The organism is Allobosea sp. CCNWLY174, from assembly GCF_037120455.1.
GTDB classification, from domain to species: domain Bacteria; phylum Pseudomonadota; class Alphaproteobacteria; order Rhizobiales; family Beijerinckiaceae; genus Allobosea; species Allobosea lupini.
Genome location: NZ_JBBBBQ010000002.1, coordinates 250,094 through 275,863, shown reverse-complemented (window position 1 = coordinate 275,863; position 25,770 = coordinate 250,094). Strand labels below are relative to the sequence as shown.

The 25,770-nt window shown below is 66.9% G+C and carries 25 protein-coding genes, 1 tRNA gene and 1 pseudogene; 15 read left to right on the top strand and 12 right to left on the bottom strand.

Annotated features, from left to right (window positions below):
- Position 1: 1 nt before the first annotated feature.
- From V7S63_RS08095 to V7S63_RS08075, 5 genes are read left to right on the top strand one after another with little or no spacing between them, the layout of a single operon-like run.
- Entirely contained in the window at positions 2 to 886 is an 885-nt protein-coding gene (locus tag V7S63_RS08095) for an AAA family ATPase (RefSeq protein ID WP_336529844.1), read from the top strand.
- Positions 883 to 1,998, top strand: coding sequence for a vWA domain-containing protein (locus V7S63_RS08090; RefSeq protein WP_336529843.1), 1,116 nt, complete (start codon positions 883 to 885; stop codon positions 1,996 to 1,998). Before V7S63_RS08095 ends, V7S63_RS08090 begins: the two co-directional genes overlap by 4 nt.
- Positions 1,995 to 2,876, top strand: a complete 882-nt coding sequence (locus V7S63_RS08085; RefSeq protein WP_336529842.1) for an amidohydrolase family protein — start codon at positions 1,995 to 1,997, stop codon at positions 2,874 to 2,876. Before V7S63_RS08090 ends, V7S63_RS08085 begins: the two co-directional genes overlap by 4 nt.
- Before the next feature lie 18 nt (positions 2,877 to 2,894).
- Positions 2,895 to 3,743 (top strand): N-acyl homoserine lactonase family protein, encoded by an 849-nt coding sequence (locus tag V7S63_RS08080; RefSeq protein ID WP_126111056.1) that lies wholly within the window; start codon positions 2,895 to 2,897, stop codon positions 3,741 to 3,743.
- A gap of 12 nt (positions 3,744 to 3,755) precedes the next feature.
- Positions 3,756 to 5,390, top strand: coding sequence for an isochorismatase family protein (locus V7S63_RS08075; protein WP_336529841.1), 1,635 nt, complete (start codon positions 3,756 to 3,758; stop codon positions 5,388 to 5,390).
- 21 nt (positions 5,391 to 5,411) lie between these two features.
- On the opposite strand, the gene V7S63_RS08070 is transcribed toward V7S63_RS08075, so the two are convergent.
- From V7S63_RS08070 to V7S63_RS08055, 4 genes are all read right to left on the bottom strand, one after another.
- Positions 5,412 to 6,083, bottom strand: a complete 672-nt coding sequence (locus V7S63_RS08070) for a GDSL-type esterase/lipase family protein (protein ID WP_336529840.1) — start codon at positions 6,081 to 6,083, stop codon at positions 5,412 to 5,414.
- Between the two features lie 82 nt (positions 6,084 to 6,165).
- Complete coding sequence (locus V7S63_RS08065) at positions 6,166 to 7,020, bottom strand: ABC transporter permease (RefSeq protein WP_336529839.1); 855 nt, start codon at positions 7,018 to 7,020, stop codon at positions 6,166 to 6,168.
- The gene (locus V7S63_RS08060) at positions 7,017 to 7,970 is read right to left on the bottom strand and encodes an ABC transporter permease (protein ID WP_336529838.1); all 954 of its coding nucleotides are present in this window, start codon (positions 7,968 to 7,970) and stop codon (positions 7,017 to 7,019) included. The genes V7S63_RS08065 and V7S63_RS08060 overlap by 4 nt, the downstream gene beginning before the upstream one ends.
- A 65-nt stretch (positions 7,971 to 8,035) precedes the next feature.
- On the bottom strand, positions 8,036 to 9,616 hold the full coding sequence (locus tag V7S63_RS08055) for an ABC transporter substrate-binding protein (RefSeq protein WP_336529837.1): 1,581 nt from the start codon (positions 9,614 to 9,616) through the stop codon (positions 8,036 to 8,038).
- 148 nt (positions 9,617 to 9,764) lie between these two features.
- On the opposite strand from V7S63_RS08055, the gene V7S63_RS08050 reads away from it, so the two are divergent.
- On the top strand, positions 9,765 to 10,682 hold the full coding sequence (locus tag V7S63_RS08050) for a LysR family transcriptional regulator (protein WP_336529836.1): 918 nt from the start codon (positions 9,765 to 9,767) through the stop codon (positions 10,680 to 10,682).
- Positions 10,683 to 10,712: 30 nt separating this feature from the next.
- Here V7S63_RS08050 and V7S63_RS08045 read toward each other — a convergent pair whose 3' ends face one another.
- Complete coding sequence (locus V7S63_RS08045; protein ID WP_336529835.1) at positions 10,713 to 11,606, bottom strand: LysR family transcriptional regulator; 894 nt, start codon at positions 11,604 to 11,606, stop codon at positions 10,713 to 10,715.
- A gap of 171 nt (positions 11,607 to 11,777) precedes the next feature.
- Here V7S63_RS08045 and V7S63_RS08040 point away from each other — a divergent pair, with 171 nt between their 5' ends.
- The gene (locus V7S63_RS08040; RefSeq protein ID WP_336529834.1) at positions 11,778 to 12,872 is read left to right on the top strand and encodes a YeiH family protein; all 1,095 of its coding nucleotides are present in this window, start codon (positions 11,778 to 11,780) and stop codon (positions 12,870 to 12,872) included.
- 328 nt (positions 12,873 to 13,200) lie between these two features.
- Here V7S63_RS08040 and V7S63_RS08035 read toward each other — a convergent pair.
- A pseudogene (locus V7S63_RS08035) lies at positions 13,201 to 13,608 on the bottom strand (amino acid ABC transporter permease); the annotation flags it as partial.
- A gap of 38 nt (positions 13,609 to 13,646) precedes the next feature.
- Between V7S63_RS08035 and V7S63_RS08030 the strand changes: the two are divergent.
- On the top strand, positions 13,647 to 14,096 hold the full coding sequence (locus tag V7S63_RS08030; RefSeq protein ID WP_100959541.1) for an RrF2 family transcriptional regulator: 450 nt from the start codon (positions 13,647 to 13,649) through the stop codon (positions 14,094 to 14,096).
- A gap of 120 nt (positions 14,097 to 14,216) precedes the next feature.
- Here V7S63_RS08030 and V7S63_RS08025 read toward each other — a convergent pair whose 3' ends face one another.
- From V7S63_RS08025 to V7S63_RS08005, 5 genes are all read right to left on the bottom strand, one after another.
- Positions 14,217 to 15,224, bottom strand: a complete 1,008-nt coding sequence (locus V7S63_RS08025; protein ID WP_336529832.1) for a DUF2891 domain-containing protein — start codon at positions 15,222 to 15,224, stop codon at positions 14,217 to 14,219.
- Positions 15,225 to 15,688: 464 nt separating this feature from the next.
- Entirely contained in the window at positions 15,689 to 17,221 is a 1,533-nt protein-coding gene (locus V7S63_RS08020; protein WP_336529831.1) for a hypothetical protein, read from the bottom strand.
- 1 nt (position 17,222) lies between these two features.
- Positions 17,223 to 17,972: an ABC transporter ATP-binding protein gene (locus V7S63_RS08015; RefSeq protein ID WP_336529830.1), complete on the bottom strand. Its 750-nt coding sequence runs from the start codon at positions 17,970 to 17,972 to the stop codon at positions 17,223 to 17,225.
- Positions 17,973 to 18,355: 383 nt separating this feature from the next.
- Positions 18,356 to 18,430 (bottom strand) — tRNA-Glu (locus V7S63_RS08010).
- A gap of 121 nt (positions 18,431 to 18,551) precedes the next feature.
- Positions 18,552 to 19,670, bottom strand: coding sequence for an alkene reductase (locus V7S63_RS08005; RefSeq protein WP_336529829.1), 1,119 nt, complete (start codon positions 19,668 to 19,670; stop codon positions 18,552 to 18,554).
- A gap of 179 nt (positions 19,671 to 19,849) precedes the next feature.
- Here V7S63_RS08005 and V7S63_RS08000 point away from each other — a divergent pair, with 179 nt between their 5' ends.
- The 7 genes from V7S63_RS08000 (at position 19,850) to V7S63_RS07970 (ending at position 25,061) form a co-directional block, all read left to right on the top strand.
- Positions 19,850 to 20,650, top strand: coding sequence for a ComF family protein (locus V7S63_RS08000; protein WP_336529828.1), 801 nt, complete (start codon positions 19,850 to 19,852; stop codon positions 20,648 to 20,650).
- Positions 20,651 to 20,697: 47 nt separating this feature from the next.
- Positions 20,698 to 20,958, top strand: a complete 261-nt coding sequence (gene grxC / locus V7S63_RS07995) for a glutaredoxin 3 (protein ID WP_091836122.1) — start codon at positions 20,698 to 20,700, stop codon at positions 20,956 to 20,958.
- Positions 20,959 to 20,968: 10 nt separating this feature from the next.
- Entirely contained in the window at positions 20,969 to 21,832 is an 864-nt protein-coding gene (locus V7S63_RS07990; protein ID WP_336529827.1) for a carbon-nitrogen hydrolase family protein, read from the top strand.
- 66 nt (positions 21,833 to 21,898) lie between these two features.
- Positions 21,899 to 22,390 (top strand): DUF1178 family protein, encoded by a 492-nt coding sequence (locus tag V7S63_RS07985; protein ID WP_336529826.1) that lies wholly within the window; start codon positions 21,899 to 21,901, stop codon positions 22,388 to 22,390.
- A gap of 204 nt (positions 22,391 to 22,594) precedes the next feature.
- Positions 22,595 to 22,993, top strand: coding sequence for a MarR family winged helix-turn-helix transcriptional regulator (locus tag V7S63_RS07980; RefSeq protein WP_100959549.1), 399 nt, complete (start codon positions 22,595 to 22,597; stop codon positions 22,991 to 22,993).
- A 47-nt stretch (positions 22,994 to 23,040) separates the two neighbouring features.
- Positions 23,041 to 24,354 carry an MFS transporter gene (locus V7S63_RS07975; protein WP_336529825.1) on the top strand — a complete coding sequence of 438 codons (1,314 nt, stop codon included), beginning with the start codon at positions 23,041 to 23,043 and terminating at the stop codon, positions 24,352 to 24,354.
- A gap of 14 nt (positions 24,355 to 24,368) precedes the next feature.
- Complete coding sequence (locus V7S63_RS07970; RefSeq protein ID WP_336529824.1) at positions 24,369 to 25,061, top strand: SDR family NAD(P)-dependent oxidoreductase; 693 nt, start codon at positions 24,369 to 24,371, stop codon at positions 25,059 to 25,061.
- Positions 25,062 to 25,068: 7 nt separating this feature from the next.
- Here V7S63_RS07970 and V7S63_RS07965 read toward each other — a convergent pair whose 3' ends face one another.
- Positions 25,069 to 25,740, bottom strand: coding sequence for an RraA family protein (locus V7S63_RS07965; RefSeq protein WP_336529823.1), 672 nt, complete (start codon positions 25,738 to 25,740; stop codon positions 25,069 to 25,071).
- Positions 25,741 to 25,770: the final 30 nt, after the last annotated feature.

The window sequence follows — 25,770 nt, the reverse complement described above, 5'->3', positions numbered from 1 at the left end:
GATGGCGCTGAGGACGACCGTCGCCGGCATTTCCAGCCCCGAGGACCTCGCCGAGGCCCTGCAGGCGGCGATGTATCTCGCCGATGACGGCATCGCGACGGCCGGTTACCTCTCGCTCGCGCTCGGCAAGCCGCTGCTGCTCGAAGGCGCACCCGGCGTCGGCAAGACCGAGGCCGCCAAGGCGCTCGCCGGCATCCTCGGCCGCCAGCTCATCCGCCTGCAATGCTTCGAGGGCATCGATGCGGCCGCCGCGCTCTACGAATGGAACTATCCACGCCAGATGCTCGCCATCCGGCAGGCGAAGGACGGCGAGCAGCTCGACATCTACCGCGACGATTTCCTGATCGAGCGGCCGATGCTGACGGCGCTGCGCCGGCCAGACCAGGTCGTGCTGCTGATCGACGAGATCGACCGCTCCGACCATGAATTCGAGGCCTTCCTGCTCGAATTCCTCTCGGATTTCTCGATCTCGATCCCCGAGCGCGGCACTTTGCGCGCGCCCGAGCGGCCGGTGGTGATCCTGACCTCGAACCGCACCCGGGAATTGCACGAAGCGCTGCGGCGGCGCTGCGTCTACCATTACATCTCCTATCCCGAGCCCGAGCGGGAGGCGCAGATCATCATGCTGCGTTCTTCCGCCGTCGCCGAGGGTACGGCCCGCGCCGTCGTCCATGCGGTCGGCCTGCTGCGGCAGGAGCCGCTCGCCAAACCGCCGGGTGTCGCCGAGGCGGTCGACTGGGCCGAGGCTGCGACGGCGCTGGCCCAGAGCGGCGCTCCGTGGCCGGAGGCCTTCCGCCGCTCGCTCGGCGCTGCGATCAAGGACGAGGAAGACCTCGCCCATCTGCGCCCGCGCCTGCCGCTCTTCATCCCTGGGCTGGCGGCATGATCGCGCCTCTGCCCCCTGCCATCCGGCTTTTCGTCGCCTTCCCGGCGCTGCTGCGCGAGCACGGCATCGCGGCCGCGCCCGAGCAGACGACCAGCTTCCTGATGGCGATCGAACTGCTCGGTCCGCGCAGCGTTGAAAATATCCGCAAGGCCGCGCTTGCGACTCTTGCGCCCCATCCCGAGCAGCGCGCGCTCTTCGATGCCCTGTTCGACTTCCATTTCCTCGGCGGCGCCCTGGCCGAGCCCGGCGACGATGATTTCGCGCCGGACGAGGACATGTCCATCCAGGAGGATTCCGGTTCGCGCGAGGTGCTGATCGGCGACGAGGCCAACGAGACCGGCCAGGCCGCGACCGGCGCGGAAGCCCTCTCGATCCGCCAGCTGAAGCCGCTCGACGACAGCGAGACCTTGCGCCGCTTCGGCCGGGCGCTGCCGGCCGCCCTGCCCCGTAGGCGCGGCTATCGCCACCGGGCTGCGCGACGCGGGCCGATGGTCGATCTTGCCCGCAGCCTCAAGGATGCGATCCGCCATGACGGCGAGGTGATGAGCCTGAAGCGGCTCAAGCGCGAGACGCGGCCACGGCCGATCCTGCTGCTGATCGACGTCTCCGGCTCGATGAAGCAGCGCAGCGACGCCAATCTCGCCCTCGCCCATACGATCGTCCACGCGACCCGGCAGGTCGAGGTCTTCACTTTCGGCACCCGCCTCACCCGCGTAACGCGGGCGCTGCGACGCAAGCGCCGCGAGCAGGCGCTTGCGGAAGCATCCGGACTCGTCGCCGACTGGGATGGCGGCACCCGCATCGGCGATGCGCTCCAGGCCTTCCTCGCCGTGCCGCGCTTCGCTGCTTACGCGCGCGGCGCGGTGGTCGTCGTGCTCTCGGATGGCCTCGAACGCGGCGATCCCTCGGCGCTGGTCACGGCGATCGCGAGGCTGGCGCAGCGCGCCCACCGCATCGACTGGCTGACGCCCTTGGCGGCCGATCCCGGCTACCGGCCGGAGACCGAAGCGCTCCGGCTGATCGCGCCGCGCCTTGCCAGCCTGTCGAACGGCGGCAGCACGGCGCGGATCTGCCGGCACATCCTGTCACTCGGAGGCTCGCTGGCGGCATGACCGGTCTCGTCGATTCCCATTTCCACATCTGGCGGCAGGCCGATCTGCCCTGGCTGCTCGGCCCGATGCAGCCGCGCATCTTCGGCCCCTACGAGCCGATCCGGCGCGACTATCCGATCGCCGAATATCTCGGCGACTGCCGGCCCGCGGGCGTGACGCAGGCCGTCTATGTCCAGGCCAATTGGGCGACTGATCGCTATCTCGACGAGGTGACTTACGTCTCGCAGGCCTCGGAGGAATCCGGCTTCCCGATCGCCATCGTCGCCTATGCCGACATGCTGGCCGCGGATGTCCGCCCGCAACTCGATGAGCTTGCGCGCAACGCCCGGGTGCGCGGCGTGCGCATGCAACTGCACTGGCACGAGAACACGCTCTACCGCTTCGCCAGCGGACCCGATCTCGCCCGCGATCCCCGCCTGGTCGCCAATGTCGGGCGGCTGGCGGAGTATGGCTTCAGCTTCGACCTCCAGGTCTTCGCCGGCCAGATGGCGGGCGCGGCCGAGCTCGCCGCCGCCTGCCAGAACGTGACCTTCGTGCTCCAGCATGCCGGCATGCTGGAGGACCTGTCGCCGGACGGCATCGCCGCCTGGCGCGAGGGCATGACGCTGCTCGCAGCCCAGCCCAACATCGTGAGCAAGCTGTCCGGCCTCGGCACCTTCCTGCGCCGGAACGATCCAGAGGCGATCGCCTTCATCATCGGCGAGACGCTCGCGCTGTTCGGACCGGAGCGCTGCCTGTTCGGCTCGAATTTCCCGATCGAAAAGCTCTGGACGTCCTATGCCGAGCTGGTCGACGCGCATCGCGCCGCCGTGCCGCAAGCCGCGCAGGAAGCCGTGTTCAACGACACCGCGAGGCGGGTCTACCGCCTCGGCCGATAATCAAAGGGGAGGACGTTCATGGCCCTCGAAATCAAGATCCTCGACTATGGCGACATCGAGCTGGAATCGAGCTTCCTCGTGCTCGGCCGCGATTGCGGCCGCACCCGCCGCGTGCCGACCTATGGCTTCCTGATCCTCGGCGGACCATGGCCGGTGGTGGTCGACACCGGCTACCGCCACAACCAGATCATGGAGAGCCTCGGCATGCGCGGCCTCCAGTTCCACGAGAACATGATCGAGAACCAGCTCGCCAAGCACGGCGTGCGAATGGGCGACGTGCGCTATGTCATGCACACCCATCTCCATATCGACCATGCCGGCAAGGACGAGCTCTTCCCGATGAACACGACGGTGCTCGTCAATCGGCGCGAGCTCGAATACTCGGTCTCCGGGCTGATGCACCCACAATACCCGGCGCCCGACATCAAGCACCTGATCGACCGGCTGCACACGCGCGATGCGCTGCGCTTCGAAGACCTCGAACTGTCGGGGATGATCGAGCTCTTCCCCGGATGCTATCTCGAGGCCGCCGGCGCCCATACCGAAGGCTCGATGAACGTCCATGTCGACACCAATGAAGGGCGCGCCATCATCTGCGGCGACGTGATCTACGATTTCAACGACCAGATCGTCTCGCCCTTCCATGAGTTGCACGCCAACGAGCCGCGCACCACCGGCAATCACGGCGTCTCCAAGCGCGAGGAGAAGGCGGCGATCAAGAAGCTGCTCGCCAACGGCGCCTTCCTGCTGCCGGTGCACGACAAGCCGGCGAAGATCGCCCATGGCCAGGTCGTCGGCCGCATGGACATGGCGGTGCCGGGCCCTGTCGTGCAGTCGCTGCCGGCGCGCAACTGGTTTGCGGCCTGACGGAGGTCGCCCATGACCACTCACACCGCCGTCCAGCCCGGCTTCGCCGACCTGATCGACCTCTGGGCGCCGGTCCGCCAGCTCGGCACCGGCTTCGAATTCTCGGAGGGGCCGATCTGGCATCCGCAGGAGCAGCATCTGCTGTTCTCGGACATGCCGGGCGACGTTCGCCGCCGCTGGGACAGGAACGGCGTGCGCGAGGTCAGGCGGCCGGCGAACAAATGCAACGGCATGACCTATGATGCCGGGCTCGACCTGATCGTCTGCGAGCACGCGACCTCTTCGCTGGTGCGCGAGCGGCCGGACGGCCGGCGCGAGGTCATCGCCTCGCATTTCGAGGGCATGGAGCTCAACAGCCCGAACGACGTCGTGGTGAAGTCGGACGGATCGATCTATTTCTCAGACCCCTGGTATGGCCGCATGCCGGTGTTCGGGGTCGAGCGGCCGCGCCAGCTCGGCTTCCAGGGCGTCTATCGTATTCCTCCGGAGGGTGGCGCGCCGCAGCTGCTGGTCGATCGCTATCTCTTCGACCAGCCGAACGGGCTCTGCTTCTGCCCCACGGAAGACCGGCTCTTCGTCAACGACACCGTCCAGCACAATATCCGCGTCTTCGAAATCAAGCCGGATGGCCGGCTCGGCCCCGGCCGCATCTTCGCCACCGGCATCGTCGGCTCCGAGCCCGGCGTCCCCGACGGGATGAAATGCGATGCGCAGGGCAATATCTGGGTGACCGGCCCCGGCGGCGTCTGGGTCTATTCGATCAAGGGCGAGCTGATCGGCAAACTGCGCGTGCCCGAGCTCGTCGGCAATCTGACCTGGGGCGGACCGGACTGGCGCACGCTCTTCCTCACCGCGAGTCATTCGCTCTATGCGGTCGAGACCAAGGTCGGGCCACGCCTTGAGCCCTACATGAAGGCGGGTACGGCCGGCGCCGGGAGTTCCAGCCATGGCCGCGCTGCGGCAGAGCGACCGGCCGCACACGCCAGCTCCGCCGCTTCCGTCTCGGCAAACGGCACCAAGAAGGCCGCCTCCGGCTACCAGCTCGATCCGTCGCGCTGCGCCCTGATCATCCAGGACATGCAGAACGACGTGGTGATGGAGGGCGGCGCCTTCGCCAGTTCGGGCTCGCCGGAGCATTGCAAGCAGCAGAACGCGATCGCCAACGGCGCCCGCCTCGCACAGGCGGCGCGGGCGCGCGGCATCCCGGTGATCCATGTCTGGTTCATCGTCGAGGCCGGCGCGCCCGGCGTCACCATGAACGCGCCGTTGTTCGAGGGGCTCGCCGATGCCAAGGCGCTGGTGCGTGGGACATGGGGTGCTGCGCCTGTGCCCGGCCTGGAGGCACAAGGCGGCGACCATGTCGTCGAGAAGCAGCGCATGAGCGCCTGGGAGGGCACGCGGCTGGAGACCGTGCTCAGGGCGCTCGGCCGCGACATCGTCATCGTCACCGGCGCCTGGACCAACATGTCGATCGAGCACACCGCCCGCACCGGCGCCGACAAGGGCTATTTCATGCTGGTGCCGGAGGATGCCTGCTCGACGATGAACGCCGAATGGCACACGGCCTCGGTCAACTACGCCATGCAGAACGTCTGCGTCGTGACGGATGTCGACGCGGTCATCGCGGCGACGGACGCAGGGGCGTAACGGCTGCCATCAGGCAGGCGATCAACTCGCCTCTTCGCTGGACAGCCCCACGGCACCGGCAAGCACGCTCGCCCAGAGCGCATAGCCCGCCGCATTCAGATGGACGCCGTCGGCCTCGTAGTAGCGTCCCATCGGCCGACCGTTCCGCCCGATCAGGCAGCTGCCGACATCGACATACCCACCAGCCTGATCGCCTGCGTGGCTGTCCCTGAGCATCGCGTTGAAAGCGTCGAACTCGCCGGCATGGAGCCAGCGTCCGGGGCTCTGCTTGATCGAGAGGCGGTGGATCGGGATGCGGCCGAACTTCTCCCGAAGCCGCTGCGTCAGCCGCTCCAGTGCTTCAAAGGCCGAGCCGGCGTCGAGCCCGTCATTGGCGATGTCGTTCTCGCCGAAATAGAGCACGATCCGCCCGGGCTCGACGAGATCGAGCAGAGCGTCGCAATAGCGCAGGCCGCTCTCGGCGGTGCCGCCGCCGAAGCCGAGATTGGCGACCTCGAGCGAGCCGAAATCCTCGGCCATCCGATCCCAGTAGCGGAAGGAGGACGAGCCGAAGAAGACGACCGGCTTGCCGGCGAAGCGCCGGCGCATGATCTGGCCGCGTACGGCGAGCACGTCGTCGTCATAGCGCGTGGTGGTCCATTCCGCCGCCACGAGCGACGGAGCAACGGGAGAGATCGAGGGATGCCGGTTCACGGAACGGGCCTCATGAGCAGGGAAAGGCGGCAGGAAAGCCGGTGATTACCAAGATCCGGGGGAGCGCCTCGACGGGTCCTCATCATGCCCTCCTCCCCGAAAGGCGAGGGTCGATGCGCTCGCGCAGGGCGTCGCCGAGCACATTGATCGCGATCACCAGCAGCGACAGGAACAGGCCGGGAAAGGCGATGATCCAGGGCGCCACGCGGAAGAACTGGCGGCCGCCGGCCATGACGTTGCCCCAGCTCGGCAGGTCCGGCGAGATGCCGACGCCGATGAAGCTGAGGATGGCTTCGGCGAGGATCGCCGAGGCGCAGACGAAGGTCGCCTGGACCACCAGCGCCTCGGTCGCATTCGGCAGGATATGCCGCCGCAATATGCGCGGCGTGCTCGATCCGATCGCGATCGCCGCGTCGACATAGGGCATCTCGCGCAGGCTCAGCACCACGCCGCGCATCAGCCGCGCCGTCCGCGGGATTTCCGGCACGCTGATCGCGATCATCACGGTCAGGAGTCCGCCGCCGAGCAGCGACGCCAGCGCGATCGCCAGCAGCACGCCCGGAATGGCCATCAGCCCATCCATGATGCGCATCAGCACCGTGTCGGCCAGTCGGACATAGCCGGCCACGAGCCCGATCAGGCCGCCGGCCAGCAGCGTCAGCACGGAGACGCCGAGCCCGACCATGAGCGAGGTCCTGGCGCCCGACAGCGTCCGCACGAAGATGTCGCGGCCGAGATTGTCTGTCCCGAACCAGTGGGGCGAGCCGGGCGGCTGCAGCGCCTCGCCCATGTTGAGATCGCTGCTGTAGCCGAGGATCGGCGGCGCCAGCAGCGCGCAGGCTGTAACCATCGCGACGATGGCGAAGCTCAGGCCGATCACGACCGTCGACGCCTTGAGGGAGCGCCCGGCGCGGGCCGTCTGCGGCTGCGCGCTCATGAGCGCATGTCCTGCCGGATGCGGGGGTCGAACAGCGCATAGCTGAGATCGACGAGCAGATTCACCACGACCAGCACGAAGGCGAAGACCAGCATCACCCCCTGCACAACCGGATAGTCGCGCGACAGGATGGCATCGACGGTCAAGCGCCCTATCCCCGGCAGGTTGAAGACGGATTCGGTGACGACCACTCCGCCGAGCAGGGCGGCGAAGGAGGTGCCGACGACGGTCACCACGGGCACGCCGATATTCTTCAGCGCATGCGTCGCGACCACCTTGCGCTCGGGCAGCCCCTTGGCCCGCGCGGTCCGGATGTAGTCCTCGGACAGGACGTTGAGCAGCGTTGCGCGCGTGATCCGGGCGACGAGCGCGGCGAAGAGCAAGGTGAGCGCGACGGTCGGCAACGTCAGGCTGCGCAGGCTGTTCCAGAGGCCGCTCGCCAGCGGCCGATAGCCCTGCACCGGCAACCACCCGAGCTCGATCGCGAAGACCTGCATCAGCGCATAGCCGATCACGAAGACCGGGATCGAGAAGCCGGCGACGCAGAGCGCCATGACGACATAGTCGGTGACCAGGCCGAGGCGCCGGGCGGCGAACACGCCCGCCGGCACCGCGACGAGAACCGACAGCAGCGTCGTGGTCAGTGCCAGCATCAGGGTCGGCTCGGCCCGCTGCAGGATCATCGTCGAGACGGGTCGGCCCGAATAGACGGACACGCCGAGGTCGAACTGCGCCAGTTGGTGCAGATAGATCAGGAATTGCACCACCAGCGGCTGGTCGAGATGCAGCCGCTGGCGAATCTGCGCGATCTGCTCGGCGCTGGCATTGTCGCCCGCCATCGCCGCCGCCGGGTCGCCCGGCCCGATATGCAGGAGCATGAAGACGACGACCAGGACCGTCAGCATGACTGGTAGCGTCGCCAGGAGCCGCGAGAACAGAAAGCGCGCCATGAGCAGACCTTGAAGGCACGGGCCGGATATTCACCCTGGCCCGCCGAGCAGGAGATGCGGCAGGATCAGTCGGACTTGCGCACGTTCCAATAGGTCAGGGTCGGCCCCGCAACGAAGCCCGACACGCTTTTGCGCCAGGCCGAGAGGTCGTTGAACTGCCCGAGCGGGATATAGGTCACGATCTCGTTCGAGCGCGCCTGCATCTCGACCGCGATCGCCTTGCGCGCGGCGTCGTCGGAGGCCAGCAGGAATGTCTGCCAGAGCTCCTGCAGGGGCTTGTCGCAGGGCCAGCCGACGAAGGCCTTCTCGCAGGCGCCGGTGACGTAAGGGTTGGTCAGCGGGTCCATCAGCGCATCGCCGGCAAAGCCGGTGATGAAGACGTTCCAGCCGCCCTGCTTCGGCGGATTCTTGTTGGTGCGGCGCGTGAACATCGTCGCCGTGTCCATGTGCACGTCCTCGACGGTAAAGCCGGCCTTGCGCATCGCATTGACCATCACCGTGCCGACGTCGCGCTGGACCTTGGCGTCCATCGGATGGAGATAGACGATCGGCGTCCCGTCATAGCCGGCCTCCTTCAGCAGAGCCTTCGCCTTCTCGAAGTCCTGCTTCATGAAGCGCTCGCTGCCGACATCGGTCTCGTAAGGGCTGCCGCACATGAACAGCGCCGGGCAGAGCTGGTAGAGGTCCTTGCGGCCGCCGAAGACGGCCTGCATCGAATCCGACTGGCTGATCGCGTATTGCAGGGCCTGCCGGACCTTCACGTTGTCCATCGGCGGCTGGGTGTGGTTGATCACCACCTGGAAGTTCTTGCCGAGGATGGGCGCCTTGGCGACCTGGATCGACTTGTCCTTCTCCAGCACCGGCAGCATTTCGGCCGGCACCTCGGCGACATAGTCGATCTCGCCGGCCAGTAGCGCGTTGACCGCGCTGAGATCGTCGCTGAACTGGATGCGCTCGATGCGATCGACCCCCGCGGTCTTTCCGCCGGCAAGACCGCTCGGCGCCTCGCCGCGCGGCTTGTAGCCCCCATGCCTGGCGACGACGAACTTGACGCCCGGGACCCACTCGTCCGGCAAGAGCTTGAACGGACCGGAGCCGACGAACTCCTTCAGTTCGGTCGTCGCCGGCGTCCGGGCGAGCCGCTCCGGCATGACGAACAGCGGATAGGCGGTCATGCGGGCGAAGCCGTCGATCAGGCGGGCGAAAGGCTCCTTCAGCCGGACCTCGAACGCGGTCGCATCGATCGCCCTGATCACGTCGAGCCGCTTATCGATCTCGGCCCCCAGGCTGTCCTTCTTCATCCAGCGCTCGATCGAGGCGATGCAGTCCGCAGCCGTGACGGGCTTGCCGTCATGGAAGGTCAGGCCCTGGCGCAGCTTGAAGACATAGGTCTTGCCGTCCTCGGAGAGGGTGTGGCTCTCGACCATCTGCGGCTGGGCGCGATAGTTGCCGTCGAGCGAAAACAGGGTGTCGTAGATCAGATAGGCCATGTCCCGGACCGGATAGGCCGAGGTGAAGAGCGCATCGAGCTGCTTGATGTCGCCGGTGTTCTTGATCTTGAGAACGGTTTCGGCCCTGGCTGGGCCGATGGACGCCGCAAGGCAGAGCGACCCGGCCAGCCAGGCCGCCATCACGGTTCTCAGCATCGTCTCTCTCCCGGCATGTCCCAGTGCCGCCCGGTGCTCGCCGGGCCTGTCGTTGTGCGCCGAAGCTAGCGAAGCTTGCCGCTTGCACCTAGGCCCGGAGTTGTGTTTCAGATATAGCAAATTGTTATATCCGGAAGGCATAACCGGAGTGAAGCTGCGGCAGCTCAAGAACTTCCTGGTGATCGCCGAGACCGGCAGCCTGATGAAGGCCGCCCTGCATCTGGGCGTGGCGCAGCCTGCGCTCAGCCGGGACCTGCGCCTGCTGGAGGAAGAGCTCGCGACCCGCCTGTTCCACCGCGACGGGCGCGGCGTCTCGCTGACGCGCGACGGGGCGGCGTTCCAGGCTGCGATCGCCCCGCACATCGCCGGGCTCGATGCGGCGAAGCAGGCCCTGGTCGGCCGGCGCCCCGGCCATGCCGGCTCGATCCGCCTCGCCTGGACCGGCACGATCAGCATCCCGCTGGCGACGCCGATCATTTCGGCCTTCACCCAGCGCTTTCCCGAGACCGAACTGCACGCCCGCGGCGGATCGAGCCTCCAGATCGCCGAATGGGTGGCGCGCGACGAGATCGATATCGGCATCTTCAATTCGGAGCGCCCGGCGAACGGGGCGCTCGTCGAGACGCTGGCCCTTGCGCCCCTGTTCCATGTCGCGCGGGCCAAGGGGCCGGTGCCGCCGACCATCACCTTCGCGGAAGCCGCCGCCGGCCCCCTCTTCGTCCACAGCCGGCAGAATGCGCTCGGGCGCATCGTCGAGGCCTGCGCCCGCGAGCACGACATCCCCTTGAAGATCTATGCCGAGGTCGACGATTTCCTGGCGGTCCGACCGATGATCGAGGAGGGGCGAGCGGCGGCGATCGTGCCGCGCAGCCTGCTCTCCGGCGACGACTCCACAAGGCTCGCCGTGCGGCGCGTGACGGAGCCGGAGCTCACCTTGTACTTCCACCTCGCCGTCTCAAAGGTGAAACGCAGCCGCCCCGCCGTTCTGAGCCTGGCGGATGTGATCAGGTCCGCGGTTGCTGGTGCAACCCAGGCCGGGCAGTTCGACGGCGAGTTCCGGAATTGAATCGATACGATATCCGTGGGCCAGAGCGAGCTACCGAGCCGCAGGCTCCTCGGCGAGCAGCGCGCGAAAAGCCTGCGCGGGCCGGCCGACATAGCGTTCCTTGTGCCGCAGCATGACGAAACGGCGGGACGGGATGTCGGTGGCGACCTCCGCAAGCAGGCCCGAGCGCAAGGCGTTGGCGACGACGAGCCTCGACATCAGCGCTGCGGCGGATCCTGCATCGACGGCGGTACGCACGGCTTCGTTGGCGGGCAGCTCCAGCAGGACGTCGAGATCGGCGACCGAACGACCGGCGCCGGCGAGAACCGCTTCGAGAGCTTGCCGGGTGCCTGAACCGGGCTCGCGCAGGACCCAGCGGCTTTCGACGAGCTCCGCTGGAGCGACGCGCTCCTTCCCCGCCCAGGGATGGCCGGGCGCGACGACGATCGCGAGGTCGTCTTTCGCGACAGTCTCCTGCGCCAGGAGCGGGTCGTCGATCTCGCCTTCGACGAAGCCGATATCGGCGAGCCCATCATGGATGGCGGCCGCGACCGTCTCGGTATTGCCGATCACCAGCGGTGTCTCGATACCCGGGTGCCGTACCCGAAACAGAGCGAGCCTCCGCGGCAGCCAGTAATTGCCGACCGTCTGGCTCGCCGCCAGGGACAGCCGCCCGCGCTTCAGCCCTGCAAGATCCGACAGGACACGCTCGCCCGTCGCAGCGCGTGCGAGGATCGCGCGAGCCTCGTTCAGGAACAGGCGCCCGGCATCCGTCAGCACGATCCGGCGCCCGACGCGGTCGAAGAGCTTCACGGCATGGCGATGCTCGAGCGCCGCGATCGCCGCACTCGTCGCCGATTGCGTCAGGTTCAGCTCCGCGGCAGCGCGCGTGACATGCTCGCGCTCGGCCACCGCGACAAAGATGCGAAGCTGTTCAAGCGTCATGAGCGCCGACCATTCCACGCCCGGACAGGCTCTGACCGGCCTAAATTTCAGACCGCCAGGGGGCTCGGCGAAGACTGATCGATACTATCGATCGAAACAAGCGAAACAACACGTTGGATCGCTTAAGCAAACAAGGTCAAAAGCCGGCACATCGCATTGCCGGGTATCGTGATGACCCCTGAAAGCCCAGATCGGACCGGTTTGATTGCCCGCATAGCCTCGGGCGCAAAGCGCATCGGCCCGGGCCTGCTGCTGTGCCTGGCAGTGTCGGTTGTCGCGCTCGCCGCCGAGCATCTCGAAGCCCTGTTCTTTGGGCGCGCCTGGCTCGAAGCGCTCGTCCTGGCGATCCTGTTGGGAACCGCGATCAGGACGCTCTGGAAGCCCGACAGCCGCTGGCGCTCCGGCATATCCTTCTCGGCGAAGACGCTGCTGGAGATTGCGGTCGTGCTGCTCGGCGCTTCCCTGAGCGCCGCCACCGTCGCCGCCACAGGCGGCCCGCTGCTCCTCGGCATCGCCGCCGTCGTCTTCCTCGCAATCGGCCTGAGCTATGGCATCGGCCGCCTGCTGGGGCTGTCGAAGCGCATGGCGATCCTCGTTGCCTGCGGCAATTCCATCTGCGGCAATTCGGCGATCGCCGCCACGGCCCCGGTCATCGGCGCAGATGGCGAGGACGTCGCCGCCTCGATCGCCTTCACCGCGGTGCTCGGCGTCGTCGTCGTGCTCGGCCTGCCGCTCCTGATCCCGATGCTGGGCCTCAGCGTCCATCAGTTCGGCATCCTGTCGGGCCTGACGGTCTACGCCGTTCCCCAGGTGCTCGCCGCCACGGCACCGGCAGGCGCCGCCGCGATCCAGATCGGCACCCTCGTCAAGCTGGTGCGCGTGCTGATGCTGGGACCCGTCATCCTCGTACTCTCGCTGCTGTCGAGCCACTTGCGCGAGGAGCCCGGCAAGCCGACCGGGCAGATCGCGGCAGAGCGTCCCGCGCCGCGCCCGGTCGGGATCCATCGCCTCGTGCCCTGGTTCATCGTCGGCTTCGTGGTGATGGCGGCGTTTCGCTCGGCCGGGCTCATTCCGGCGGTTCTGCTGCCGCCGCTGGCTACCGTCGCGAACGTGTTGACGATCGTCTCGATGGCGGCGCTCGGGCTCAGCGTCGACATCCGGTCCGTCGCCCAGGCCGGCCCGCGCGTCACCGCCACGGTCGTCCTCTCGCTGCTCGCGCTCGGGGCGATCTCGCTCGGCCTCATCCGCCTGCTCGCCGTGTCCTGAGCCCGGCCCGTCAGCATGAGGTTCGCGAGGAACTCGTCAGGACAGCAAATGCGCTTGCCGTCGCGATGAGAATGATGGCCAGGAAGGCCATGACCGCGCCGATCCCGAAATTCGCAGCGATCGGCCCCGTGATGCCACCATAGGAACCTGCGGCGGAAGCGCCGGCAGATGGATTGGGGTATGGCGGCCGGGCATTTGCGCCCCCTCCGGTAGATGCGGCGAGCAGCTAGAGTATTGTCGAGCGAAGTGGGCAACGGTTCGCGTGTGGACAACGCGATAAACCAAGAGCCTGGAACATGTCCGCGATTCAAGGAACTGCGGAATTGCTCTAGCGGCCGATCCGCATCCGCTGGCCTGCTGCCAACCTTGCCTCCAGCCAAAGGCTGTATCTGGAGGCGCAAAAGCAGACGATGAAGTAGACCATGGCCGCGAAGACATAGGCTTCCCGGTAGAAGCCGAGCCAGTTCGGGTCCGTCGCCGAGACGCGCGCCGTGTTCAGGAAATCGAACATGCCGATGATGATCACCAGCGTCGTATCCTGGAAGATGCCGATCGCCAGATTGACAAGCGGCGGGATCACCGCGCGCAGTGCCTGCGGCAGCACGACGAGGCGCATCGTCCGCCAATAGGACAGCCCCAGCGCCTTCGCTGCCTCGTATTGGCCCGCCGGCACAGCCTGCAGGCCGCCGCGGACGACCTCAGCGAGATAGGCGGCGACGAACAGAGTCAGCGCCAATAGATCGATATACTGTACTTCTAAGCGGGGGACAGGCAGTGCTGACCAACAAGGGCAAATACGGCATCAAGGCCATGGTCCACCTCGCCCGGCTCGATGCCGGCGAGACCGCCCAGATCGCCGAGATCGCGCAGCGCAACAACATCTCGAAGAAGTTTCTCGACGCGATCCTGCTGGATCTGCGCAATGCCGGCATGCTGCGCAGCAAGAAGGGGCCGGGCGGCGGCTACGCATTGGCGAAACCAGCCCGGACCATCAAGGTCGGAGCGGTCATCCGGGCCCTGGAAGGGCCGATCGCGCCGATCGATTGCGCCAGCCAGTCGGCGTTCAAGCCGTGCCAGGATTGCGGCGACATCGAAGCCTGCGTCGTCCGCGGGGTGATGCGGGAGGTCCGCGACGCCATGGCGGCGGTCGTCGACAACACGACGATCGCCGATCTCGTCGGCCGAGCAGCAGCCCACAAGCCCGAGATCGACTTCGCGATCTAAAATCTGTTTCGTTAGGGCCCGAGGCGAAGCGCGCCACCGCACACTTGGATAATCCATAAAATCAGCAGATGGCTTGAGTACAGCGGCCCGTCGCCGATATGCGGCCTTTTCCGCCCTGCTTCAGGCCTCCAGCGCCAGCACTGCGAAGCTCGCCAGCCAGTGCTCGCCCATATAGTCGCCGGCGATATGCGGCATGCCGGCTGCCAGATGCCGGTCCGCGGTCTCTTCGGCGATGGCGCGGCGCGCATCACTCTCCGGCAGCGCCGAGGCAATCGACCGCCAGCACCAGGCGCGGCTGAGATTGAGGCCATCAAGATGAGCGATCTTGCCGTCGGAGCGATCGGTCACGGTCGCCGGCCGGAACAGGGTCGCGGGCTCGCGCTGCGCGATGCGGGGCAGGAAGCGGTCGAACCAGGGCAGGAACTCCTCCGCCGGCAGCAGGCGGCGCATGCATTCGGCCTCGATCAGCGCCGAGGACTGGAAATCGTCGCCGCTCGGCTCGCCCCAGGCCGGGCAGTCGGCATCGGCGCCATACCAGCGCCGGCCGGTCTCGCCGAGCAACGCGGCGAGATCGCGGTCATCGCTGACGACGGCGTAGTCCATCGCCATCCGCAGTCCGAAGGCCGTGTTGAAATGCGTGCCGACCCGCACCGGATAGGTGGCGAGCGGCAGGAAATCGCGGAAGCGCTGTGCGAAGATCTCGGCCAGCGGCCGCAAGCGCTCCGACCAGCGCCTGTCGTCGTGAAGCGCAAGCTCCTCGGCGAGCTTCAGCAGCCAGCCCCAGCCATAGGGGCGCTTGAAGCCGCGCGCCGTCGGAGCCGCCAGATAGGCGCACTCGACCGCGATCTTCTCGGCAACGAACTGCTCGTCAAAGAGCGCCCGGATGTCGGCTGCAACCGGCAAGTCCGGAAAGAGCCGCAGCAGCCGCGCCAGCATCCAGTAGCTGTGGACGCAGGAATGCCAGTCATAGCTGCCGTAGAACACCGGGTGCAGCTGGCTCGGCGTCTGGGCGTCCTGCGGACCGGCCAGGGTGTGGTCGGGCTTGTTGGGGTATTCGCGCCGGACGTGCCCGAGCGCGATACTCGCAAATCTGGCCGCCAGCTCGGGCGTGAGAGTCGATTTTGCCATGACTGGTCCTTTCTCGCTGGCGGCCTTCCGGCCTGCCTCAATAGCTGGTTGCTGACAAGGCTCGCCAGAAGCGCCTCAGATGCTGGCGATCAGGCCGCCATCGACGCGAATGACGCTTCCGGTGATTTAGGAGGAACTGCGGCGCCGCTCCCTGATCGATGACGACTATGTCGGGGGCAGCTTCCGCGCCAACCTTGAACTGCCAGCGCTTTCGGCTGAAGCGGAATCGCTTCCACATGCCAGGCAGGCCGGACGGCAGCTGGCACCATGAGCTTTTTGCGGGTGGCCCCGCGAGGGGCAATCTTCCAAAAGCTCAGACTGGGGACAATGACGTTCCCATGGAGAGCCAAAGAGCCAAGCGAAGACAATGGATGGCGGAAAATGGAACGGGTGAGAGCTTCACCAAGCCATGGGGCTGATTTTCAACCCGACGCCGGCACACGGAAATCCTGACAGTCCCCTGCTCAGGCTGCCGTGCGTGGGCGCGCCACATAGAGCGCTCCCATCGTTGCAACGGCCAGGAGCGCGCCCAGGATCGCCGCCAGATAGTCGCCCTTAAGCAAGGGCCAGACTGCGACCGCAACCATCGTCAGGGCCAGAAGCTCTATGAGGGTCACGGAGATGGGACTCTTCATGCGCCGCCTGATCATGCCGATTCTCGCCACCCTAGGCTGATGCCAGATGTTGACGAAGATGCCGCAGGCGATGGCGCACGCAACGCCGAGCAGACTGACCAGACCGGCCCAGGCATCGAACATCAGCAAGAGCATCAGCGGCGGTGCAGCGAACATGACTGCAAGCCAGGATACGGCGCCAAAACGGGCGCGCTCGCGCACGCGGGGGTCCAGCGGTGCGGTCAAGGCAAGTTCGGCTGCTTCGTCTGCCGACATCGCGATCCAGGTCAGCCCACCGGCAATCTGGCCACACAGAACGATCAGCACCGGCACGAGCGCCGAGGCATCACTCACCCCGCTCGCGACCCGATAGACTGTTATGACGGCGATCGGGATCAGAAAAATGCATTGCATCAGGATCTGCGACAACAGCCACGGATCGCGCAGAATGATGCGCCGTTCCTTGAGCATCAGGACAGCCACTGGTGACGCTCCGAAGGATGCGCGACTACGCCTAGCGCGAGATTGAACTGCAGACGCCGATCCTGCTGCAAGGACCGCATTGCGCACAAAGCTTTCGGCAAGGCCGGTGAACATCAGCGCGGCCATCAGCGCAGCGCAGGCAATCACGGCCAACAGGGCCAGGACATCGCCCGTCACGGCGCGAGCAGGCAGCATCGCCAATTGCCAGACAGGAGACCGAGGGTTGGCCACATAGTCCGCGACGAGGGCGTCCTTTGGACCTGGCCCGAAAATCGCGTCCCACTGTACCATCACAAGCACCAGCAGGCCGGCCAGCGCCGCCGCCACTTGCGCCGCGACGCGCGTGCTGCGGATACCGATAAGGCGAACCAGGCCCATTGCCAGTCCGATCGCGATGGCCGTCGCGCTGAGCGCAAGGGCCAGGATCAGGGGCAGGCCCGCCAACCAATGAGGTCCTCGCTGCACCGCCAGCAGGATCAGCATCGGCGCGCCATAAAGACCGGCTTTTGTCAGCGTGAAACCAAAGACGTTGAGGGCCCTGACCAGCAGCACCGTTTGCGGAGGCAGCGGCGCGGAGAACACCAGATCATAGTCGCCGCGCGCATAAAGCGCATAGGCGGCTGAATCGAGCGCGGCTGAGATCATGAGGACGAACAGGAAGGCAAGATTGATCGTCAATGTGATCTGAAGGCGCGGATCGGCAGGGTCCAGTTCGCCGGCCGTCGTCAGCAGAAGGTGCGACACGCCGAAGATGATCGTGCAGACCACAGCCAGTACGCCCGCGATGCGCCAGGGACGCATTGCCGTTTTCGGGCCTGCCATGTCGGCAATGCCGCGCAATGCCAGACGGGCCTCGAGCGCCAGCACGGCGCGGGTTGCACCGGACACAAGGGCCTTCATCTCAGGCGGCCTCTTCGCGCCCGACGACATCGAGGAAAACATCTTCGAGGGTAGACCCCTGGGAGGTGCCACCATTGCGCAGTTCGGTCATCGTACCCTCGCAGACCAGCCTGCCATTGCGAATGATACCGATGCGGTCACTGAGCCGTTCAGCGACTTCGAGGATATGCGTGGTGAGGATCACCGTCACGCCGGTTGCGACACGGTCCTGAAGCAACTCCTTCACGTGGCGCGCCATCGACGCATCGAGGCCTGTCAGCGGCTCGTCGAGGATCAGCAGCTCGGGTTCGTGAATCAACGCGCCGGCAAGAGCAACCTTCTGGCGCATACCCTTGGAAAAGCCCTCGCAGCGCTGATCTGCGACGCGGGTCAGGTCGAGGGTCTCAAGCAGGGCGCCGCGGCGCAGCTTTGCGACCCTTTGCTCGACTTGCCAAAGGCCAGCGACAAAATCGAGATATTCGACAGGCGTGAGCTTGTCATAAACCATCGGTTCATCCGGGAGCCACGCCACCACACGTTTTGCCGCAACCGGATCACGCAGGCGGTTGATCCCGCAAATGCTGATCTCGCCCACATCCGGAGAGAGCAGCCCTGCGACAATCCTGAGCGAGGTGGTCTTGCCCGCCCCGTTCGGCCCCAGCAATGCGTAGAGCTCGCCGCGCCGAACGCTGAGATCGAGGCCGTTGACAGCAGTGAAGCCGCCGAAGCGCTTTACCAAACCGCGAACAACCAGAGCATCATGGCCACTCATTCGAACGCTCCCGTCATTGTGGGGCGTTATGCGGCATCGCTGGTGACCTTCGGGTTAAACTGATACCCTGCGAATAGCGCTGGCTCGCTTGTCCGAACAGCTCGGAGCCGTTCTGCGGCCGGTTTCGTGGACACCGAGATGAGATGTTTCATGAAGCCGGAGGTGCCTGCAGCCAGCGCCCGCGGTGGCATAGCGCTGTGAGCTGCCATTCGACACCGGCTCAGCAGCGGACATCCGCCATCAGGATGAGCCCGCAACCGGATTCATGACGGCTCTCTCGGCACGGTTTCGCTGCTCACATATGCCACGATGTGTGACAGCCCGAGCTAAGGAAACCGTTGATTTGTCTGGAGTTTAAGCCTTTCAGGGGCTTATCTGGCCGATGGCGCTCCCATGGGGAATCGAACCCCAGTTTTCGCCGTGAGAGGGCGACGTCCTGACCGCTAGACGATGGGAGCAGCGCGGCAAGGCCGTCCGTATAATCGGCGCCGGCCCGCGCCGCAAGCCCCTCCGTGCAGCCGAAGCCGAAAAACCTGCGGGCAGGATGAAGCACCGCCCGCAGGGACTTTCCCTCTCGCCTCAGCCGGCGGCGTGCGAGCGCTCGGCCTGCGCCAGCGCCGGATAGTCGGTGTAGCCCTTGGCGTCGCCGCCATAGAAGGTCGCGACATCCGGCGTGTTGAGCGGGGCGTCGAGCTTCAGCCGCTCCGGCAGGTCGGGATTGGCGATGAAGAGCCGGCCGAAGGCGATAAGGTCGGCCTCGCCCTTCTCCACCGTCTCGATCGCGAGTTCGCGGGTAAAGCCGTTATTGGCGATGTAGGCGCCGCGGAAGGCCTTGCGCAGCGCCTGGTAGTCGAACGGCAGATAGTCGCGCGCATCGCGGGTCGCGCCCTCGACGACATGGATGAAGGCGATGCCGCGCTTGTCGAGTTCGCCGACGAGATGGCCGAACAGTGCCTGCGGATCGCTATCGCGGGCATCGTTGGCTGGGCTTACTGGCGAGATGCGGATGCCGACGCGCTCCTTCGGGAACACCTTGCTCACCGCATCGACCACCTCCAGCGTCAGCCGGACGCGGTTCTCGATCGAGCCGCCATAGGCGTCCTGCCGCTGGTTCGAGCCGTCGCGCAGGAACTGGTCGAGCAGGTAGCCATGGGCGCCGTGCAGCTCGATGCCGTCGAAACCGGCCGCCTTGGCGTTCTCAGCCGCCCGGACGAAATCGGCGACGATGCCGGGGATCTCGTCGAGACGGAGCGCGCGCGGCTCGGACACCTCGGCGAAGCCGCTCTCGATATAGGTCTTGGTCTTGGCCAGCACGGCCGAGGGCGCGACCGGCGCCTGGTTGCCCGGCTGCAGCGAGACATGGCTGACGCGCCCGACATGCCAGAGCTGCGCGAAGATCGTGCCGCCGGCAGCATGCACGCCATCGGTCACCGCTTTCCAGCCGGCGACCTGCGCATCGCGATAGATGCCGGGCGTCCAGATATAGCCCTGGCCCTGCTGCGAGATCTGCGTCGCCTCGGTGATGATCAGCCCGGCGCCGGCGCGCTGGCGGTAATACTCGACATTGAGCGCGTTCGGGGCATCATCGTGCTTGTTGGCGCGGTTGCGCGTCAAAGGCGCCATCACGACGCGGTTCTTCAGCTCGAGATCGCCGAGGCGGAACGGCGTGAACAGCTTGGCGGAGGAGGCATGGCTCATCGTGGCGATCCTTGTCGCGAAACGGCCGCAAGGCCGGGGGAAGCATCCATGGCGCCGGTCGCCGTCAAGCGGGCCGGAGCCGTCGCAAGCAAGATAGGCAAGATGGCAGGGAATGGCAGGGGCCGCCCTGCCCCGCTCACGAGAAAGCGAAGATGCTCTCTTCGCGATAGCCGCCGCGCATGAGCCTTTCCGAAAATCCAGAAAAGACGGGAAAAACCGTCTCCCTGCGCTGGCTCCAGCGCGGAGGCGGCTGGCTGCGGACGGGCGTCACCAGCGCCATAGGCCTGGTTTACCCGCCCTCATGCGTCGGCTGCCGGGCGGCCACGAGCGAGGCGCAGGGGCTCTGCGCCCAGTGCTGGGCAGGGCTCGGCCTGATCGAGCGGCCCTATTGCGAGCGGCTCGGCACGCCCTTCGAGGTCGATCTTGGACCGGGGCTGGTCTCGCCGGCGGCGATCGCCGACCCGCCCGTCTTCGCAAGGGCGCGCGCCGCCTGCCGCTTCGACGGCACCGCGCGGGAGCTGGTGCACCGGCTGAAATATGGCGACCGGACCGAGCTGTCCCTGATGCTGGGGCGGATGATGGCGCAGGCCGGCCGCGAGCTCGTCACTGATGCCGATCTCATCGTCCCCGTGCCTCTGCATCGCTTCCGGCTATGGACGCGGCGTTTCAACCAGGCGGCGGCGCTGGCCGCGACCATCGCCGGGCAATCAGGAAGACCATGCGCGCCGCAAGCGCTTGCCCGCGTCAAGCGCACCAGGCAGCAGGTCGGGCTGACCAGGGCGCAGCGCGCCGACAACCTGCAGGGCGCCTTCAAGGTCCTGCCGGCCATGCGCCCGCTGGTCGAGGGACGGCGCATCCTGCTGGTCGACGACGTGCTGACCACCGGCTCGACCGTCAACGCCGCGTCGCGCGCCTTGCTGCGCGGCGGAGCGAGTGCGGTCGACGTATTGACCTTCGCCCGGGTCGTGACGGAAGCGTGACGGCTCCCTATATTGCGATGCGAAGATAGTCTTTGCAGGATAGGCCGATGCCGCAGGTCACGATCTATACCACGGGCTGGTGCCCCTATTGCCATGCCGCCAAGGCGCTGCTGACGAAGAAGGGCGTCGCTTTCGATGAGATCGGCGTCGACGGCAAGCCGGAGCTGCGCCAGGAGATGACGGCTAAGGCCGGCGGGCGGACCAGCGTGCCGCAGATCTTCATCGACGGACGTCATGTCGGCGGCTGCGACGATCTGCACGCGCTCGATGCGCGCGGCGAGCTCGACCCGCTGCTGAAGGCCGCCTGAGGAGAGCCCGATGACCGCCCCACGCTTCACCGCCGCCTGCGTCCAGATGCGCTCGACGCGTGATCCCCTGCGCAATCGCGACGATGCGGTGCGCCTGATCCGCGAGGCGGCGGCGGCCGGGGCGCAATTCGTCCAGACGCCGGAGGTCACCAATCTCTGCGAGCGCGATACGAAGCGTTTGCGCGAGATCAGCCAGGACGAGGATAGGCACGAGGTGCTGGCCGGACTGCGCGACGCAGCGCGCGGGGCCAGGATCTGGCTGCAGATAGGCTCGCTCTCGGTCAAGGCCGGCGAGAAGATCGCCAACCGCGGCTATATGATCGATCCCCAGGGCGAGATCGTCGCGCGCTACGACAAGATCCACCTTTTCGACGTCGACCTGCCCAATGGCGAGACCTGGCGCGAATCCAACACCTTCACCGGCGGCGACCAGGCGACCCTGGTCGAGACGCCCTGGGGACTGGTCGGGATGTCGATCTGCTACGATGTCCGCTTCCCCTATCTCTACCGCGCCGAGGCCGAGGCCGGCGCCTTCATGCTGACCGCGCCGGCCTGCTTCACCCGCCAGACCGGCGAGGCGCATTGGCAGGTGCTGCAACGGGCCCGCGCCATCGAGAACGGCGCCTTCATGGTCTCGGCGGCGCAGGGCGGCCTGCACGAGGACGGCCGCGAGAGCTATGGCCATTCGATCATCGTCGATCCCTGGGGCCGCGTGCTGGCCGAGGCCGGCAACGAGCCCGGGCTGATCATGGCGCAGATCGATCTGGCTCTGGTCGCGGACGCCCGCCAGCGCATCCCGACCCTGCGCCATACCCGCTCCTTCGCGATCGCGACGCGCAAGAGTGAAACGCCGCAGCTCGATGCGGCCGAATGAGCGTGAAACTTGCCGGTGGACGGCTGCGTCCCTATCTGCTGCCCTCACCGCCGGCTTTGAGTTGAGATGATCCGTTACACCCTGATCTGCGACAATGCCCACGAGTTCGAGAGCTGGTTCGCGAGTTCCGCCAGCTTCGACGAGCAGGCGAAGCGCGGCTTCGTCACCTGCCCGGTCTGCGACAGCGCCAAGGTCGAGCGTGCGGTGATGGCCCCCGCCGTGGCCCGGACCGATCGCGGCCCGCGCCCGGCAGAGCCAGCGCCGGAGGCTACGGCCCCATCGCCTGCCCCCGTCCCCTCCCCGGCACCGCAGCCAGCGGCCTTGATGGGCGAGAAGGAGATGGCATTTCGTGCCATGCTGACGGCGCTGCACGAGCATGTCGCCGCCAACGCCGAACCTGTCGGCAAGCGCTTCGCCGAGGAGGCGCTGAAGATCCATCACGGCGAGACCGAGAACCGCGCCATCTATGGCGAGGCGTCCGCTGAGGACGCCCGGATGCTGCACGAGGAAGGCGTCGAGTTCCTGCCCCTGCCGCGCCTACCGGAAGGGCGGAACTAGCTCCCTGCTGCATTCCTAGGATCGAGTCATCCCGGGCGACCGAAGGGAGACCCGGGATCCATTCCGGAACAAATCCGATGATGGTTCCGGCATGGATCCCGGACCGCAGCCGCTGCGCGGCTTTTCCGGGATGACACCCGAAGGCTCATGTATTCGGCGTTCGCCTCTTGCGCTCCTCTCATAACGGGCATATACCCGCAACCCATGTCGGTTCCCTGCATTTGCACCACGCTGCGCTCCGCCTCCCGCCGGATGATCGCCTTCTATGACGAGACGATCGCTCCGGTCGGGGTCAACATCGCGCAGTTCAGCCTGATGCGTTCGATCGCAAGGGTCGAGCCGGTGACGCTGACCGCGCTCGGCCGCCGGGTCGAGCTTGATCGCTCAACCGTCGGCCGCAATGTCCGCGTGCTCGAGAAGATGGGTCTGGTCGAACTTGGCCGCGGCGAGGACCAGCGCGAGGCCACGGTCACCCTGACCGAGGCCGGCCATAAGGTTCTGGAAGATGGCGCCCCTCTGTGGGACGGCGCCCAGAAATCGCTCGACGACCGTCTCGGCGTCGAATTCATGCGGCAACTGCACACCGCGCTCGATTCGCTCTGATTTTCTGAAGCATAAACGGGTATATACCCGCAAAGAAGGGGCCTTTCATGCCGACCGATCTCGCAGAACCAGTTCAACCTGTCGGCCTCGCCGCCGCGTTCGCCCGGCGCGGCATCCATTATGGCTGGGCCGTCGCGGCGGTGACCTTCCTGACCATGCTGGTCACCGCCGGCACCGTCGGCGCGCCGGGCGTGTTGATCCTGCCGCTGCAGAAGGAGTTCGGCTGGGCGACCTCCGAGATCTCCTCGGCGCTGGCGGTCCGGCTGCTGCTGTTCGGGCTGATGGCGCCCTTCGCCGCAGCCTTCATGAACCGCTTCGGCGTCCGCCCCGTCGCGCTGGTCGCGCTCAGCCTGATCGCGGCGAGCATCATCGGCTCCTTCTTCATGACGCAGCTCTGGCAGCTGGTGCTGCTCTGGGGCTTCGTGCTCGGCTTCGGCACGGGCCTGACCGCCATGGTGCTCGGCGCCACAGTCGCGACGCGCTGGTTCGTGCAGCGCCGCGGCCTCGTCGTCGGCCTGCTCACCGCCAGCACCGCGACCGGCCAGCTCGTATTCCTGCCCTTGCTCGCAGCTCTGACAGAGCAGGTCGGCTGGCGCGCTGCCATGACCTTCGTGCTCGGCATGATCGCGCTTGCGGCGGTCGGCATCCTCGCTCTGATGCGCGACCGGCCTGCCGATGTCGGCCTTGCCCCGTTTGGCGCAACGCAGATCGTGCCGGCCCCGGCGCAAGCCGCCAGCCTCGGGGCGATGCTCGCCTCGCCGATCGTCGCTCTGCGCGACGCGGCGAAGACCAGCACCTTCTGGATCCTGTTCGGCACCTTCTTCGTCTGCGGCGCCAGCACCAACGGGCTGGTCCAGACCCATTTCGTCGCGCTCTGTGGCGATTACGGCATGGCGGCGGTGACGGCGGCGAGCGTGCTCGCAGTCATCGGCATCTTCGACTTCCTCGGCACGGTCGGCTCCGGCTGGCTCTCGGACCGCTATGACAGCCGCTGGCTGCTGTTCTGGTATTACGGCCTGCGCGGGCTCTCGCTGCTGTTCCTGCCCTTTACCGACTTCTCCTTCTACGGCCTCTCGATCTTCGCGATCTTCTACGGGCTCGACTGGGTCGCGACCGTGCCGCCGACGATCAAGATCGCCGCCGACCGCTTCGGCGAGAAGGCGACATTGGTCTTCGGGTGGGTCTTCACCGGCCACCAGCTCGGCGCCGCCTTCGCCGCCTATGGCGCCGGCTTCAGCCGCACCGTCTATGACAGCTACCTGCCGGCCTTCTTCATCGCCGGCGCGCTCTGCCTCTTTGCCGCCGGCTTCTGCATCATGATGCGCGGCGGCGAGGCCAAGCCGATCCCAGCAACCGCCTGAACGGAGACCTCGCGATGACCTCCCTGTCCTATCGCAGCGCCCTGATCGTCGGCGCAGGCTCCGGCATCAGTGCGTCGGTCGCCCGCGCCCTGGCGGCGCAAGGCGTCAAGGTCGGCCTTGCCGCCCGCAATACCGAGAAGCTCGCCGCGCTCGCAGCCGAGACGGGCGCTGCGACCTTCCAGGTCGATGCGTCCGATCCGACTGCAATCGCCAATCTGTTCGAAGCAGCGGACGCTAAGATCGGCGAGCCCGACGTGGTCATCTACAACGCTAGCGGCCGCCTGCGTGGGCCGATCGCCGAGCTCGATCCCGCGGCGGTCGCGCAGGCGCTCGCCGTCACCGCCTATGGCGCCTTCCTGGTGACGCAGCAGGCGGCGAAACGCATGCAGCCGCATGGCCGCGGCGCCATCCTGCTGACGGGCGCGACCGCCGGCATCAAGGGGTTTGCGCTGTCGGCGCCCTTCGCCATGGGCAAGTTCGCCTTGCGCGGCCTTGCCCAGAGCGCTGCGCGCGAACTCGGGCCGAAGGGCATCCATGTCGCGCATCTCGTCATAGACGGCGCCGTGCGCAGCAGCCGCCACCCCGATACGAGCGACAACACGCTCGATCCGGACGCCATCGCCCAGAGCTATCTCGACGTGCTCCGGCAGCCGCGCAGCGCCTGGTCGCTCGAGGTCGAGCTCAGGCCCTGGGTCGAGAGCTTCTAGAGGCCGGTCAGGCCTTCTCCATCGGCGGCACCTTGAAGGTCTCGACCGTCGAGGCACCGCCGGCGAGCAGCGCCTCCCATTCGGCCTCGGCCTTCACCCGCGCCAGGCACGGCGCGAGCTTCGCCTCGACCAGGCCATGAGGCACGAAGACGAGGCCGTCATCGTCGCCGACGACGAGGTCATGCGGCTGGACGGCGACGCCGCCGAAGACGATCGGCCCGTTGACGATCCCGCGCTCCATGGAGGATGGGCCGCGCGGCATGATCCAGCGAGAGAAGAAGACGAAGTCCGGCCATTGCGACACCGGCCCGACATCGCGCACCGCACCGTCGACCACGACGCCGGCAATGCCCTTGCGCCGGGCGGCACCGCCAAGCAGGTCGCCGATCATCGCCGCATCCTTGCGCCCGCCGGCAGCGACCACGATGACATCGCCGCGCTCGGCCACGTTGATCGCATGATGCACCGGCCCGTAATCGGCCGGCTCGCACCAGGCGGTGATCGCCTGGCCGACCAAACGCTTGCCCGGCGCGAAGGACCGGGTCGGCCGGATGGCCGGATCGGCATGGCCGATACCCCCGAGCTGGTCGGCGATCACCGAGCTCGGCACCGCCTGCCAGGCGTCGATGAGGGCTTGCGGCAGGCGCGGATGGGCGGGCGTGACGAGACGGGTCGGCATCGGCGTTTCCTCGGTTTTTCTTTAATTCAA